Source organism: Halomonas huangheensis (genome assembly GCF_001431725.1).
Taxonomy (GTDB): Bacteria; Pseudomonadota; Gammaproteobacteria; order Pseudomonadales; family Halomonadaceae; genus Halomonas; species Halomonas huangheensis.
Genome location: NZ_CP013106.1, coordinates 3,676,385 through 3,691,042, shown reverse-complemented (window position 1 = coordinate 3,691,042; position 14,658 = coordinate 3,676,385). Strand labels below are relative to the sequence as shown.

The following is a 14,658-nucleotide window of genomic DNA, read 5'->3' as shown; positions in this document are numbered from 1 at the left end:
AGACTGTGATGAGTGACAACCAACAGGGCCGGGTCGATTACCGCGTCGAAGATGGCATTGCCTGGCTGACCTTCGATCGCGTGGCCAGTCGTAATGCCATGACCTGGCAGATGTACGACCAGCTTGATGCCCACTGTGAGGCGATCGAGAACGACCCGGAAGTGGTGGCGGTGGTAATGCGCGGTGCTGGCGGCGAAGCCTTCGTCGCCGGCACCGATATCAAGCAGTTCGCTGAGTTCTCCAGTGGCGAGGATGCCATTGCCTACGAGCGACGCATCGACCATCTGGTGGGGCGAGTAGAGCGCCTGCCGCGTCCGACTCTGGCTCTGCTGGAAGGTTTCTGCGTTGGCGGTGGCGCGGCCATCGCCCTGGCCTGTGATTTCCGCTACGCCACGCCGTCGCTGCAATTCGGTATTCCCATTGCTCGCACCCTCGGCAACTGCCTGTCGATCACCAATATCTCGCGACTGGTGGAACATGCGGGAGTGGCGCGTGCCAAGCAGGTGTTGATGGCCGGTGAGCTGATCGGCGCCGAAGACGCACATGCTGCCGGACTGGTCGCCGAGATTATCGACGCTGAGCAGATTACGGCGGCGGTCACCGAGCGCGCTGTTGCCTTCAAGCGTCGTGCGCCATTGACGGTACTGGCCGCCAAGCAGGTGATTCAACGTCTGTTGGATGAGAAACGCGCAGCGAGCGATGCCAGTGATGATTGGATAGCCGCTTGCTACACCAGTGAGGACTTCAAGGCTGCCGTGAACAAATTCGTCAACAAGACGCCTTTCACCTGGCGTGGACGCTGACGCCGGGTTCGGGCAAGGAGATCAATATGCTGCCACTCGAAGGCATCAAGGTTCTGGACGCATCCCAGATCATGGCTGGCCCCTACTGCACCATGGTGCTGGGCGATATGGGGGCAGAGGTGATCAAGGTCGAGAAGGCCAATGGTGGTGATGACAGCCGTCAAATGGGCCCTTACGTCAATGACGAGTCGACCTGCTTTGCGCAGATCAATCGCAACAAGAAGAGCATTTCACTGAACCTCAAGAGCGAGCAGGGCCGCGAGCTGTTCTACCGCCTCGCTAGTGAGGCGGATGTCGTGGTGGAGAACTACCGCCCCGGTGTGACTCAATCGTTGGGTATCGATTACCAGAGCCTGAAAAAGGTAAATCCGAGCATCATCTACTGTTCGATTTCCGGCTATGGCCAGACCGGTCCCTATAGCCGCAAGGGTGGCTTCGATCTGGTCGCGCAGGGCATGAGCGGCTTGATGTCGATGACCGGGGAGCCGGGCCGGCGTCCACTCAAGACTGGTGTCGCGGTATATGACATCGGCGCAGGCATCACCTCCATCTACTCGATATTGGCCGCGTATATCCATCGGCAAAAGACCGGAGAGGGCCAGCATCTCGACGTGTCCATTGCTGAATGTGGGCTGCCCTGGTTCACCTGGGAGGCGGCGGCATACTTCTCCGAAGGGCGGGTTCCGGCGGCAACCGGTTGGCGGCACCGTGTTTCGGCGCCCTATCAGGCGGTGCAGGTTCGCGACGGTTACATGATGCTCGGCTGTGCCAACCAGCGGACCTGGGAGCGCTTCTGTACCGAGGTCATCGAGCGCCCTGAACTGATGGAAGATCCGCGTTTCGTCACCAATCTGGACCGCGGCACCAATGTCGAGGCGCTGGAACAGGTATTGGAGGCGATTCTTGTCGACCAGGATCGAGCCTTCTGGCTGGCGCGTTGTGACCAGGCGGGTGTTCCTGCGGGACCGATCAATGATTTCAGCGAGGCCATGCACGACGAGCACTATCTGGAGCGCGGCATGGTCCAGGAAGTCGAGCACCCGGTGATGGGGCGCATGAAGACCATCGGCTTTCCGACCAAATTTTCTGCCACGCCGCTGGATATCCGCATGCCGGCGCCGCTGTTTGCTCAACATACCGATGAAGTGCTGCAAGGGCTTGGTGTCTCCGAGGAGGAGCTTGCCGAGTTGCGTGAGAAGGGCGTCGTACGCTGATCCATTCGTCCTGATGCATACATAAGTGCTTTTTCAGGCGCTGGTATCGATGGTGTTGAATTCATAATTACATATACACGAGCTCACTGTCGCTATTCTCGGGCCTGTCGACCCCCTGACTTCAAGGTTATCTCGAGTCGAATTTCCTGATCTGGAACAACAACAGGCGCTGATGATAGCGCCGATGAGGACCAAGACATGCTTAACCTGGACTTCCATCCTTCCGGCCGTCACTTCCTGCAGATTCCCGGACCTTCGCCGGTGCCGGATCGTATCCTGCGAGCCATGAGCCTGCCGACCATCGATCATCGTGGTCCGGAGTTCGGTGCGTTGGGACGTGAGCTACTCGACAAGGTTCGTCAGGTGTTCAAGACCCAGGGGCCGGTAGTGATCTATCCCGCTTCGGGGACCGGTGCCTGGGAAGCGGCCTTGATCAACACACTATCACCGGGAGATAGCGTGCTGATGTACGAGACCGGGCACTTCGCCACCCTGTGGCAGAAGATGGCCAGGCGCCTGGGTCTGGAGCCAGAATTCATCGGCTTGCCCGGTGATGAGGGCTGGCGGCATGGGGTACAGGCCGAGATGATCGAGGCCCGTCTGCGTGAAGACAGTGAGCAGCGCATCAAGGCGGTGTGCGTGGTCCACAACGAGACCTCCACCGGGGTGACCAGTGATATTGCCGCGGTGCGTCGTGCCATTGATGCCACTGGCCACCCAGCACTGTTGATGGTCGATACCATCTCCGGGTTGGCCAGTGCCGACTATCGGCATGACGAATGGGGCGTCGATGTCACCATCTCAGGTTCGCAGAAGGGACTGATGCTGCCGCCAGGGATCAGCTTCAATGCGCTGTCGGACAAGGCCATCGACGCCAGCCGCAAGGCTGAACTGCCGAAGAGTTTCTGGGCCTGGGACGAGATTCTCGAGGCCAACCGCAATGGCTACTGGCCCTACACGCCCAACACCAACCTGCTTTATGGCCTCGACGAGTCGCTGAACATGCTGCTCACAGAAGGTCTCGATAATGTCTTTGCCCGCCACCAGCGCTGGGCAGCTGGGGTCCGTGAGGCAGTCAAGGCCTGGGGCCTCGAGATCCAGTGCCAGGATCCTGCCGTGTACTCACCGGTGTTGACTGGGGTTGTGATGCCCGAGGGTGTCGATGCCGATACGGTACGCCAGCTGATCTATCGGCGTTTCGACCTGTCGTTGGGGATGGGGCTGGGTAAGGCGAAAGGACGCATGTTCCGTATCGGTCATCTGGGCGACTGCAATGATCTGACGCTGATGGCGACCCTCAGCGGCTGCGAGATGGGCCTGACAATGTCTGGCGTGCCTTTGGCCAGCAGCGGAGTGGAGGCCGCCATGCGTTACTTCTCCGAGCATGCTCCGGCTCACGCCAGCGATGCCTGAGGAGGGTTCATGACAGTATTTACCTCACCCCATACCGATCGAGAGCTGGTTGGTCGTGATGCCAGAATACGTCCAGTGACTGAGTTGGCATCGCGTCTGCGCAAGGAGCTCGAAGGTGATGTGTTGTTCGATGAGGCTTCGCGGGGTCGCTACTCCACCGATGCCTCGATCTATCAGGTCACTCCGTTTGGAGTGGTGATTCCTCGTCATCAGCGCGACCTGGCGCTGGCGGTGGATATCGCTCGCGATGCAGGGGTTCCTGTTCTGCCGCGTGGCGGCGGTACCAGCCAGTGTGGCCAGACGGTGGGTGAGGCACTGGTGATCGATGTCAGCCGTTCGCTCAATGGGGTAATCGAGTTTGATCCCGACGCTCGTACCGTAGTGGTGGAGCCAGGGATCGTGCTCGATCATCTCAATGCCTGGCTCAAGCCGCATGGGCTATGGTACCCGGTGGATGTCTCGACCAGCGCTCAGTGCACCCTGGGCGGGATGGCCGGCAACAATTCCTGCGGCTCGCGTTCGATCCATTACGGCAACATGGTACACAACGTGCTGGGTGTCGATGTGCTGATGGCCGATGGAGGTGAGGCCCGTTTCGGGTTTGTCGATGAGCTGACGGCGGGATCAAGGGAATCCCGGATTGCTGAGGCTGTGCGTCGGATTGCCGAGCGCGAACAACAGCGCATTCGCGAGCACTATCCCAAGCTCACGCGGCGGGTAGCGGGCTATAACCTGGACATCTTCGACTGCCAGAACCCCTTGCCCTATGACTCTGATGGCCGAGCCAACCTGGCGCACCTGCTGATTGGTTCCGAAGGCTCTCTAGCGGTGACCCAGCGGATCACGCTGAAGCTGTCGCCATTGCCTGAACACAAGGTGCTGGGAGTGGTGAACTTCCCGACCTTCTATCAGGCCATGGATATGACCCAGCACATTGTCACCCTGGCGCCGACCGCGGTGGAGCTGGTCGATCGCACCATGATCGAGCTGGCGCTGGAGAACCCATCGTTTCGTCCGGTGATCGAGACCGCCCTGATCGGGCGCCCCGATGCGGTGCTGCTGGTGGAGTTCGCAGGTCCCGATCGCGAGGCGCTGATCCGTGATCTGGCGCGACTCAATGAGCTGATGGGGGAGCTGGGGCTGCCCGGATCGGTGGTCGACATGGCCGAGGCAAAGTCGCAGAAGGCGCTGTGGGACGTGCGCAAGGCTGGACTCAATATCATGATGAGCATGAAGGGCAACGGCAAGCCGGTGTCGTTTATCGAGGACTGTGCGGTTCCGCTGGAGCACCTCGCCGCATACACCGACCGCCTGACCGAAGTCTTCCATCGTCATGGCACCGAAGGTACCTGGTATGCCCACGCCAGTGTCGGCACCCTGCATGTCAGGCCGATTCTCGATATGCGCAGTGGTGGCGCCGAGAAGATGCGCGCGATTGCCGAGGAAGCTGCCGCGCTGGTACGTGAATACAAGGGCGCCTATTCCGGTGAACATGGCGATGGCATCTGCCGTGGCGAGTGGGTGGCATGGCAGTTCGGGGATGCCATCAATGATGCCTTCCGCGAGGTCAAGGGGCTGTTCGACCCTGATAACCTGATGAACCCGGGCAAGATCGTCGATACACCGAAGATGGATGACAATCGTCTGTTCCGCTTCCCGACGGAGTATCAGACTATCCCGCTGACCCCGGTGCTCGACTGGTCGCCATGGAACGTGACCCGTGATCCGCTGACCGGTGAACAGAGCGCTCCGGGCACGGGAGTGGATACCACTGGCGGCCTCGCCAGTGCCGTGGAGATGTGCAACAACAATGGTCACTGTCGCAAGTTCGATGCCGGGACCATGTGCCCCAGCTATCGCATCACCCGTGACGAGAAGCACCTGACTCGAGGGCGGGCCAATACCCTGCGTCTGGTGTTGTCCGGGCAATTGGGCCGCGAGGGACTGGCCGGCGACGAGGTCAAGGAGGCGCTGGACCTGTGCGTCTCCTGCAAGGGCTGCAAGCGGGATTGTCCCACCGGTGTGGATATGGCCCGGATCAAGATCGAGGCCCGTGCAGCTCGAGTGGCACGCGATGGGGTGGCGCTGCGTGAGCGGCTGGTGGCCGACCTGCCGCGTATGGCACCGACCCTCAAACGCCTTGCGCCCATTACTCGTCTTGTCGATGGTCTACCGTGGCTGGCGCGTCCTCTCAAACGCTACCTGGGGCTGGCCGAGGCCCGTGAACTGCCATTGGTCACCGACAACTATCTCGCCCGGGCCTCCTCTCTCCAGACCCAGGCTTCGTCTAGCCAGGGAGACGCTGCAGGGGGCAAAACCGAACTGCCTGAAGTCGTGCTGTTTGTCGACACTTTCAACAACTACATGGAAGGCACCAATGCCGAGGCCGCTCACCGGGTACTGGAAGCTGCGGGCTATCGTGTGATCCTGTCCCGGGGGGCGGACAAGCGCCCGTTATGTTGCGGGCGCACTTACCTGTCCGCCGGGCAGGTGGACCGTGCTCGCGCCGAAGCCGAGCGCACCCTGGCAACACTGATGCCCTATGTAGAGCGTGGTGCGGCTGTGGTGGGACTGGAGCCTTCCTGCCTGCTGACCATGCGTGATGAGTTCCTGGGATATGGATTGGGTGAGCCGGCCCGCAAGCTGGCCGAGGCCTGTCTATTGTTTGAAGAATTCCTTGTGCGTGAACAGGAAGCAGGTCGCCTCGCGTTGGCGCTCAAACCGTTGCCCCAGCCGAAGGCATTGCTGCACGGACACTGTCACCAGAAGGCCTTCGATGCGTTGCGGCCGGTGGAGAAGGTGTTGAGCTGGATTCCGGGTCTCGAGGTGGAAACCATCAACTCATCCTGTTGCGGAATGGCGGGAAGTTTCGGCTACGAGCGTGAGCATTACGAGGCATCGATTCAGATGGCTGAGGCTGCGTTGCTACCCGCAGTACGCAGTGCGGGGGAGGCTCTGATCGTGGCCGATGGCACCAGCTGTCGCCACCAGATCAAGGACGGCACCGAACGTGAGGCCGAACATGTGGTGCAATTGTTGTCCCGAGCTCTGGCATAGTAGTTGAAAGTGGTAAGTGAGAGCGGGCGATGATAGTCCTGAAATACGATCTACTGCTGAGCCCCAGGGAGAGGACGACATGATCGATCTACGCAGTGACACGGTGACACGGCCGACGGAGGCTATGCTCGCGACAATGGCTCGGGCGGCGGTGGGTGATGATGTCTGGGGGGATGATCCCAGTGTCCGCATGCTGGAGATGGAAGTGGCCGACCGTGCCGGGTTTGCTGCAGCGGCTTTCTTTCCCTCTGCGACTCAGAGCAACCTGACAGCGCTGTTGGTTCACTGCGGGCGTGGTGATGAATACATCGCCGGTCAGTTGTCGCATATCTATCACGATGAAGGCGGTGGAGGGGCCGTGTTGGGCGGTATCCAACCACAGCCGCTGAGCCAGGATGCCCAGGGTCGTATGGGACTGGAGGACATCGCCGCTGCGATCAAGGACGATGATATCCATCATGCCCGCACGCGTCTGATCTGCCTGGAGAACACCTTTCATGGCAAGGTCCTGCCCCAGGACTACATCAATACCGTGACTGGACTGGCTGCTGAACGTGGCCTTGCCAGCCATCTCGATGGTGCTCGGTTGTTCAATGCTTCGGTCGCGACCGGCAAGTCGCTGGCTGAGCTGTGCGCGGGATTCGACTCGGTGACGTTATGCTTTTCCAAGGGGCTGGGCGCACCAGTGGGGGCCTTGTTGCTGGGAGGAGAGCGTTTCATCAGCGCGGCACGCCGTTGGCGCAAGACACTCGGTGGCGGCATGCGTCAATCTGGATTATTGGCGGCGGCTTGTCAGTACGCGCTGACGCATCATGTCGAGCGTCTGGCCGATGACCATCGTCATGCACGCTTGCTGGGCGAGTGGTTGGCTTGTGTTCCGGGAATCTCGGTAGCGGAGCAGGCGACGAATATGGTCTATGTCAACGTACCCAGACCCTACTGTGCCGATCTCGAAGCATGGCTGGCCGAGCGCGATATCCTTGTCGCGGTACGTCCTCGTACGCGGATGGTCACACATCTCGATGTCGGTGAGTCGGATGTGCGTAGAGTGGCCAGTGAAATTGGCGCCTGGTGTGCGGCAAACACCTGAATAAGTAGCCATACTCTTATTGATCCAAGAGCGTGCATGGAAGGAGCATAGGATGGCGATCTATCGGTTGGGTAATCATTCTCCGCAGATACATCGTAGCGTTCTGGTAGCCGAGAGTGCTGAAGTCATCGGCCAGGTTCGCATATTCGAGGACGCCAGTATCTGGTACCAGGCAGTGGTACGTGGGGATACGGAGAGCATCGAGATTCAACAGCGCAGCAATATCCAGGACGGCGCCGTGCTGCACGCCGATCCGGGGTTCCCGTTGCGGGTTGGTCAGGACGTGACGGTAGGGCACCAGGCCATGTTGCATGGTTGTATCATTGGCGAGGGTAGCCTGATTGGCATTCAAGCGGTGGTTCTCAACGGTGCGGTAATCGGCAGGAACTGCCTGGTGGGCGCTGGCGCTCTGATCAAGGAGGGTGCCGAGTTTCCCGACAACAGCTTGATCGTGGGAGCCCCCGCGCGGGTGGTCCGGGAACTGGATGACAAGACAATAGCGGCGCTCAAGGACAATGTTGAAGGGTATGTGGCGAAGGCAAGGCTGCATCGTAGCCGGTTGGCAAGAATAGGCTGAGCTACGAGCGGCTCGAGCAGTAAGCGGTAAGTTATAAGCTGTAAGTAACCCCGTAGTGACGAGCTAGCGGCGAGCTAGTGGCGAGCTTTCAGCGACGAGAACGCCGCCTCATCTCCGAGGCGGCGTTTCTGTGCTGCGCACTTGCTGTCTAGCCCGCGGCTTCGATGGCCATCAATGGGTCCGATATCCCGACCACCTGCATCGCTATCAGACCGATCAGGCCGGCGGCAATCACGTAGTACAGGGTCGGCAGCAGCGTCTTGCGGATGGTGATGCCTTCGCGGCCCAGCAGCCCGACAGTGGCTGAAGCAGCAACCACGTTGTGAATGGCGATCATGTTACCGGCGGCGGCACCAACGGCCTGCAGAGAAATCATCAGTGCGGTGGATACGCCAAGCTGCTGGGCGACATTGAACTGGAAGTCCGACAGCATCAGGTTGGAAACCGTATTGGAGCCGGCGATGAAGGCTCCCAGACCGCCCACAGCAGGCGCGAACAGCGGGTAGATATCGCCAACACTGTTGGCCACGAAAGTTGCCATGGCCACCGGCATAGAGGGCAGGTCGGAAGCGTTGACGCCGGAGTTGATCAGGATACGCACCATCGGGATGGTGAAGATCAACACGAAACCTGCACCGAGTAGAGTGCGGGTGGACTCGCTGAAAGCATTCTTGAGCTCGGCACCCTTCATGCGATGCATTACCGCAGTGATCAGCACCACGATCAGCAGGATGCCGCCGGGCAGGAAGAGTGGCTCGACACTGCCGGACACACCCGTTTCTCCCAGAATATCGGAAAAGCCGAAACTCACCGAGGTCAGCAGCGACTTGAAGGACTCGACACTGCGAGACAGCACCAGCAACAGGGCAAGCAGCACATAGGGCAGCCAACCCATGAAGGTGGAAATACGGGTCTTGCCGACGACTTCATCGGTCTTGATACTCAGCTTGCCGATCCAGTGATCCGGCCATTGCTTGCTGTCGGGAAAGTCCCAGTTCTCGGTCGGTATCAGGAAACCACGACGGGCGGCAGGGACAACGATCGCCAGTCCCACCATGGCGCCGATCATCGATGGGAACTCGGGGCCGAGAAATACTCCTGCCAGAGCGTAGGGCACCACGAAGGCAACGCCGGCAAAGATGGCAAAGGGAGCAATCGACAGGCCTTCCTTCCAGGAACGGTTGGCACCGAAGAAGCGCACCATGACCATGACCATGATCAATGGCATGAAGACACCCACCACAGCGTGTACCAACGCGACTTCACCGGCAATCAGGTGGAAGTAATCCAGCCAGCTGGAACCTCCGGCCTCGAGTGCGCTGGTGATACCGGCACGATCAACGCCCCCCGAAACCCCGACCACAATGGGCGTGCCCACGGCGCCGAATGAGACTGGTGTGGATTGGATCATCATGCCCACAGTAACGGCGGCCAGTGCCGGGAAGCCTAGTGCGACCATCAGCGGAGCGGCGACAGCTGCCGGTGTTCCGAAGCCTGAAGCACCCTCGATGAAGCAGCCGAATAGCCAGGCAACGATGATCGCCTGCACGCGGCGATCGGGGCTGATGCCGGAGAAGCCGTTGCGGATGGCGGTAATACCACCCGAGTGCTTGAGAGTGTTGAGCAGCAGAATGGCGCCGAAGATGATCCACAGGATCGCGACGGTCAGGATCAGGCCCTGCAGGGTCGAGGCAATGACCCGGGTCATGGTCATATCCCAGGCCAGCAGCGCAATCAAAGCGGTCACCACGAAGACAATCGGCATGGCTATTCTTGCGGCCATACGCAGTCCAATCAGCAGAATACCTGCCAGTATCAGTGGCACGAATGCCAGCAGTGCAAGGGTCGTATCAGTCATCAGCCGGTGTTCTCTTGTCGTTTGCGGTCAGCAGACTCGATGAAGGTTCGCCCACCGGATCACGGTATGGCGTCCGCTGCACGATAAGCTCTCCAACGATGGAAACTCCATAGTTGGAGAATTGGTATTACCAATCTTCCCGAAGCTGATTTCAACTTTCTTTCTGAGATATGTATTTTAAAAACAATATCTTGTAAGTGGATGACTAAGAACGGAACTCGGCGTGGAGTGTCAGATTCTTAGACTAATGGACAAAATTTCACTCGGGAGACGACTGCCAATGAGCTGGTGTCACAATGACAACCCTTCACCCGGGCGATGACATTGGTTCCAGGCCAGGATGCTGGCACTATGTGGCAATCGCTCCTTAACCGAGGCAAGCAGAATGTCACGAGTGCTGTATGACCTGTGTGGTATCGATGACGAGTTGCGGTTTTCACCGTATTGCTGGCGAGTCAAGCTGGCTTTGGCTCACAAGGGGTTGGAGGTGGAAACTCGGGCGTGGAACTTCACGGATAAGCAGGCGCTGGCATTTGCTGATCATGACAAGGTGCCAGTGCTGGTTGATGGTGATGAGACCGTTACCGACAGTTTCGAGATCCTGCGTTACCTGGATCGTGCCTATCCGGATACACCATCGTTGCTGGGTGACCCTGCGGCCGAAGCACGTGCGCTGTATATCAAGGGTCATGTCGAACGTGTCATGGCGCCGGCAATCATGCGCACCATCATCATGGACCTGATCAACGCGATTCATCCGAAGGATCGAAGCTACTTCCGCGAGACCCGAGAAAAGCGCTTCGGCTGTCGGTTGGAGGAGTTCCATTCGCCTGCCAAGGGGCTGTCACAGCTTGATGCGGCTCTGGAACCGTTGCGCGGAGTGCTCGCGCAATCCGATTTCATCGATGGAGAGGCGCCTGGCGCCGGTGACTATCTGGTGTTTGGAAACTTCATGTGGGCGCGCAGTGTTTCCAATGCTGACCTTGTCTCCAACGCCGACCCGGTATACGCATGGCTGGAGCGTATGTTGGATCTCCACGGTGGCATGGGACGCGAGGCTCTACGCATCTCCGATATCAGCGGTGCCTATAGTCAGGAGTAGAAGGAGTCAGGCCGGGAAGGAGCCAAGCTTGGAAGAGGGTTGCCGGGAGGCTATCATCATTGGCTAACGACTTGCGTTATCCGCGGCAACGCTATTCAGTACAACGGCCAGCCTGTTCAGGGCTGGCCGTTGTGCCTTGTGGTGCTGGTCAACTGGCGCGATCTTCCAGACGGAAGCGGGCAATGCGGTTGATCTGCGCGACAGCCTCTCGACGCTCCTGATCAGCGTCATGGTGTAGACGCTCCTCGAATGCGGCGAGAATGGTGTGCCGATTACCGCCCTTCACTGCCATGATGAAGGGAAAGCCGAAGCGTTCCTTGTAGGCATTGTTGAGTCGAGTGAAGCGTTCGAGCTCTTCCTGGGTGCACTGATCCAGCCCCGCGCCGGCCTGTTCTCTTGTTGAGTCGTTGGTCAACTCTCCCGCTGCTGCAGCCTTACCGGCAAGATCGGGGTGCGCCAGAATCACCTGCATCTGTTGTGCCTTGTCGGCATCGATCAGCACTTGCCCCATATGTTCCGCAAGGGTCACGGGGTTATCGTGCCGCTCAGTCAAGCCAAGCTCCCAGGCGGCTTCAGCGACCCAGGGCGAGTGCTCGAAGACATCGCCATAGGTAGCGACGAAGGTAGCCTTGTCCATGAGGCTGGGACGCTTTTCGAGAATCGGCGTGGTCATGTGGTCTCCTGTCGTTGTTATCTTCTGCAGTTATTGCCTGCACGGATGGAAGGTTGAATAGCGAATGTAAAGGTCTGCGTAAACTGTATACAAAAAATTGGTTGAAATGTACCCTCATTTAGATCAATCATGTTTACCATTGGCTCGCACCGACGAGCAATTATCATCCAATCGAACATGGCATCGCGTATAGCAGGAGGAGCATCATGGGTCGCTTGACCACACACGTACTGGATACCTCGCGCGGCTGTCCGGGGCAGGGCATTCGCATCGATATCTTCCGCATCAACGGTGATGAGCGCGTTCAACTCGGGAGTACGGTGACCAACGATGATGGTCGCTGCGATAACCCCTTGCTGGAAGGCGATGCCTTCACCAGCGGTGAATACGAACTGCTCTTCCACGCTGGTGATTATCTGCGTGCCCAGGCGATGGAAGCCAGCGAGCCGCGCTTCCTCGACCATATCCCGTTGCGCTTCGGCGTAGCCGATTCCAGTGAGCATTACCACGTACCGCTGCTGCTTTCCGCCTACAGCTACTCCACCTATCGCGGCAGCTGAGTCTCTCTTTACCACCGTGACTCGGCGCGGGTGACGCCATGCAGCGGTTCCCGCGCCTTCCAACAACAACGGCAGAGTACACGCCATGTCTTCCTACTTGCTTGATGTCACCAATTTCATGCTGCGCTGGCTGCACGTCATCGCTGCCATCGCCTGGATTGGCGAGTCGATCTATTTCGTCATGCTCGACAACGGGCTGAAGAAGCCCAAGGCCGAAGAGGACCGCCGCAAGGGCGTCTTCGGTGAAATGTGGGCCGTGCATGGCGGCGGCTTCTATCACAACCAGAAGTATGCGACGGCACCGGACAAGCTGCCGGATGACCTGCACTGGTCGTTCTGGAAGTCCTACACCACCTGGTTGTCGGGTTTCGCGCTGTTCGTGATCCTGTACATGGCCAATCCCAGCTTCTACCTGGTAAACCCCGGCAGCCCATGGCAGTGGGCGGCCAACATGAGTGGACTGGAAGCCAATCTGGTCGCGCTGGCATTCCTTGCCGGGGGCTGGATTGTCTATAACGAGTTGTGCAAGCGCATCAGCCCCAATATGGATCGCGATGGCCTGCTGAGTATCGCCGTAGCGGTACTGATGGTTGTGGTCGCCTGGTTGAGCGTGCACATTTTTTCCGGGCGAGCGGCCTTCCTGCTCACCGGTGCGGTGATGGCGACCGCAATGTCGGCCAACGTGTTCTTCTGGATCATTCCTGGTCAGCGTCGCATGGTCAAGGCGATGCAGGCTGGAGAGACACCCAATCCTCTGGATGGCAAACGCGGCAAGCAGCGTTCGGTGCATAACACCTACTTCACGTTGCCGGTGGTGTTGCTGATGATCAGCAACCACTATTCCTTTGCCTACGCCAATGATTGGGCCTGGGTGATCATTGCGCTGCTGATCTTTGCCGGTGCCTTGATTCGCCAGTACTTCGTATTGATGCACGCGGGTCACAACAAGCCGGCCTATCCTGCCGCGGGGGTCGTGTTGATCCTGTTGGCCTTTGGCCTGGGGGCGCCGAGCCTGAGCGGTAATGATGGTGAGGCGACTGCAGCTGTCACCAGCGAACCGACGGCCACCGCCGAGCAGCAAGGTGCAGAGGTAGACGAGGCGCCGCTTGCGAGAGTTCACTCCGTGATGGTTGAGCGTTGTGCATCCTGCCATGCCGCTCAGCCCGAGCATCCGAGTTTCAGCGCCGCACCTGCTGGTATTGCACTCGAGACGGAAGCTGAGGTCGAGCAACACAAGGCGGTTATCCAGCAGGTAGTCGCCAGCGGCTATATGCCGCTGGGCAATCTGACCCAGATGACCGACGATGAGCGCAAGCTGATTGCTGCCTGGGGAAGCGAATAGCCGCTGTATCCGTGCTGATGATACGCACTGTGACATATTTCCGGCCTGTCCTCTCTCTGTGGACAGGCCTTTTTGTGTCGTCCTTTTCAACTCAGGCATGCAGGATGTCGTATACAATAGACTGCAGTATAGTGGGCAAGCCAGCCCAGACTCTGTGGATAGCGCACTGACAGGAGAGCGCTGATGAATCAACGCGTGAAGGCTTCCCCTCAGGCTGCCGACGCACCAGGCCTTCGCATGGGGAAGAACGGCGATGGTGCCGAGCGCCATGAAGCCATCTATCGATCGATAAGCGACGCCATCATCGAACATCGTCTCAAGCCGGGCGCGCGCCTGCGCGAGGATGCTCTGTCCGATGTATTCGGAGTCAGTCGTACAGGAATTCGCAAGATTCTGCAGCGCCTGGCGCTCGAACAAATGGTCACTCTGACACCACGGCGTGGGGCTAGTGTAACTCGGCCCACTGCAGAGGAAGCCAGGGATGTGTTTGAGGCGCGGCAGATGGTGGAGTGTGGTCTGATACCGGAAATTGCCCGGCGAATCACATCCGCGGACATAGCGGAGCTTCAGCGCTTGGCGAAGCGTGAGCACGAGGCCTTGCGTGGTGGGGAGCAGAGTCAGGCGATTCGCCTGTCCGCCGGTTTTCATACTTACATAGCAAGTATCTCGGGCAATCGTACCCTGGCGGAGTTTGTCGAACGCCTGTGTTCGCGCTCGTCGCTGATTCTGGCGGTGTATGGCAATACCGGCCACCTCGGTTGTGAGTCGCACGACCATCAGGACCTGATCAATTTTCTGGCCGAGGGCAAGGGCGAGCGTGCCCAGGCCTTCATGAGCCGGCATCTCAAGGCGATCGAAGCCTCACTGTCGATTGTTGAAGAAGACAATGAGTCTCTGGATCTGTTCGAGATATTCGCTCGCTGAACGTGAGAGAAGGCCGAGGGAGAAGACTGGCTTCTCCCTCGGTGT

General features: G+C 59.1%; 12 protein-coding genes. 10 read left to right on the top strand and 2 right to left on the bottom strand.

Features of this window, described 5'->3' with window-relative positions:
- Window positions 1–8: 8 nt before the first annotated feature.
- The 6 genes from AR456_RS15925 (at window position 9) to AR456_RS15900 (ending at window position 8,154) form a co-directional block, all read left to right on the top strand.
- Complete coding sequence (locus tag AR456_RS15925; protein ID WP_021818345.1) at window positions 9–803, top strand: enoyl-CoA hydratase/isomerase family protein; 795 nt, start codon at window positions 9–11, stop codon at window positions 801–803.
- A 26-nt stretch (window positions 804–829) separates the two neighbouring features.
- The gene (locus AR456_RS15920; protein ID WP_021818346.1) at window positions 830–2,017 is read left to right on the top strand and encodes a CaiB/BaiF CoA transferase family protein; all 1,188 of its coding nucleotides are present in this window, start codon (window positions 830–832) and stop codon (window positions 2,015–2,017) included.
- A gap of 198 nt (window positions 2,018–2,215) precedes the next feature.
- Window positions 2,216–3,430, top strand: coding sequence for a pyridoxal-phosphate-dependent aminotransferase family protein (locus AR456_RS15915; RefSeq protein WP_021818347.1), 1,215 nt, complete (start codon window positions 2,216–2,218; stop codon window positions 3,428–3,430).
- Between the two features lie 9 nt (window positions 3,431–3,439).
- The gene (locus AR456_RS15910; RefSeq protein ID WP_021818348.1) at window positions 3,440–6,487 is read left to right on the top strand and encodes an FAD-binding and (Fe-S)-binding domain-containing protein; all 3,048 of its coding nucleotides are present in this window, start codon (window positions 3,440–3,442) and stop codon (window positions 6,485–6,487) included.
- Window positions 6,488–6,566: 79 nt separating this feature from the next.
- Window positions 6,567–7,577, top strand: coding sequence for a low-specificity L-threonine aldolase (ltaE, locus tag AR456_RS15905; protein WP_021818349.1), 1,011 nt, complete (start codon window positions 6,567–6,569; stop codon window positions 7,575–7,577).
- 52 nt (window positions 7,578–7,629) lie between these two features.
- Window positions 7,630–8,154: a gamma carbonic anhydrase family protein gene (locus AR456_RS15900; RefSeq protein WP_021818350.1), complete on the top strand. Its 525-nt coding sequence runs from the start codon at window positions 7,630–7,632 to the stop codon at window positions 8,152–8,154.
- Window positions 8,155–8,302: 148 nt separating this feature from the next.
- On the opposite strand, the gene AR456_RS15895 is transcribed toward AR456_RS15900, so the two are convergent.
- Complete coding sequence (locus tag AR456_RS15895; RefSeq protein WP_021818351.1) at window positions 8,303–10,012, bottom strand: L-lactate permease; 1,710 nt, start codon at window positions 10,010–10,012, stop codon at window positions 8,303–8,305.
- Between the two features lie 385 nt (window positions 10,013–10,397).
- Here AR456_RS15895 and AR456_RS15890 point away from each other — a divergent pair, with 385 nt between their 5' ends.
- Complete coding sequence (locus AR456_RS15890; protein ID WP_021818352.1) at window positions 10,398–11,114, top strand: glutathione S-transferase N-terminal domain-containing protein; 717 nt, start codon at window positions 10,398–10,400, stop codon at window positions 11,112–11,114.
- A gap of 148 nt (window positions 11,115–11,262) precedes the next feature.
- Here the strand turns inward: AR456_RS15890 and uraD are convergent, their stop codons facing one another.
- Complete coding sequence (gene uraD, locus AR456_RS15885) at window positions 11,263–11,787, bottom strand: 2-oxo-4-hydroxy-4-carboxy-5-ureidoimidazoline decarboxylase (protein WP_021818353.1); 525 nt, start codon at window positions 11,785–11,787, stop codon at window positions 11,263–11,265.
- Between the two features lie 206 nt (window positions 11,788–11,993).
- Here uraD and uraH point away from each other — a divergent pair, with 206 nt between their 5' ends.
- The 3 genes from uraH to AR456_RS15870 all read left to right on the top strand — a co-directional run bounded on the left by uraH (window position 11,994) and on the right by AR456_RS15870 (window position 14,613).
- A complete protein-coding gene (gene uraH, locus AR456_RS15880) occupies window positions 11,994–12,347 on the top strand; it encodes a hydroxyisourate hydrolase (RefSeq protein ID WP_021818354.1) in 354 nt (117 codons plus the stop codon).
- A gap of 85 nt (window positions 12,348–12,432) precedes the next feature.
- Entirely contained in the window at window positions 12,433–13,689 is a 1,257-nt protein-coding gene (locus AR456_RS15875; RefSeq protein WP_021818355.1) for a urate hydroxylase PuuD, read from the top strand.
- Between the two features lie 183 nt (window positions 13,690–13,872).
- Entirely contained in the window at window positions 13,873–14,613 is a 741-nt protein-coding gene (locus tag AR456_RS15870; protein ID WP_021818356.1) for a GntR family transcriptional regulator, read from the top strand.
- Window positions 14,614–14,658: the final 45 nt, after the last annotated feature.

Coding starts and splice junctions, on each gene's coding strand:
- AR456_RS15915 (WP_021818347.1), top strand. CDS start 2,216: ATGCTTAACCTGGACTTCCATCCTTCCGGCCGTCACTTCCTGCAGATT.
- AR456_RS15920 (WP_021818346.1), top strand. CDS start 830: ATGCTGCCACTCGAAGGCATCAAGGTTCTGGACGCATCCCAGATCATG.
- AR456_RS15900 (WP_021818350.1), top strand. CDS start 7,630: ATGGCGATCTATCGGTTGGGTAATCATTCTCCGCAGATACATCGTAGC.
- uraD (WP_021818353.1), bottom strand. CDS start 11,787: ATGACCACGCCGATTCTCGAAAAGCGTCCCAGCCTCATGGACAAGGCT.
- AR456_RS15895 (WP_021818351.1), bottom strand. CDS start 10,012: ATGACTGATACGACCCTTGCACTGCTGGCATTCGTGCCACTGATACTG.
- AR456_RS15890 (WP_021818352.1), top strand. CDS start 10,398: ATGTCACGAGTGCTGTATGACCTGTGTGGTATCGATGACGAGTTGCGG.
- AR456_RS15925 (WP_021818345.1), top strand. CDS start 9: ATGAGTGACAACCAACAGGGCCGGGTCGATTACCGCGTCGAAGATGGC.
- AR456_RS15875 (WP_021818355.1), top strand. CDS start 12,433: ATGTCTTCCTACTTGCTTGATGTCACCAATTTCATGCTGCGCTGGCTG.
- uraH (WP_021818354.1), top strand. CDS start 11,994: ATGGGTCGCTTGACCACACACGTACTGGATACCTCGCGCGGCTGTCCG.
- ltaE (WP_021818349.1), top strand. CDS start 6,567: ATGATCGATCTACGCAGTGACACGGTGACACGGCCGACGGAGGCTATG.
- AR456_RS15870 (WP_021818356.1), top strand. CDS start 13,873: ATGAATCAACGCGTGAAGGCTTCCCCTCAGGCTGCCGACGCACCAGGC.
- AR456_RS15910 (WP_021818348.1), top strand. CDS start 3,440: ATGACAGTATTTACCTCACCCCATACCGATCGAGAGCTGGTTGGTCGT.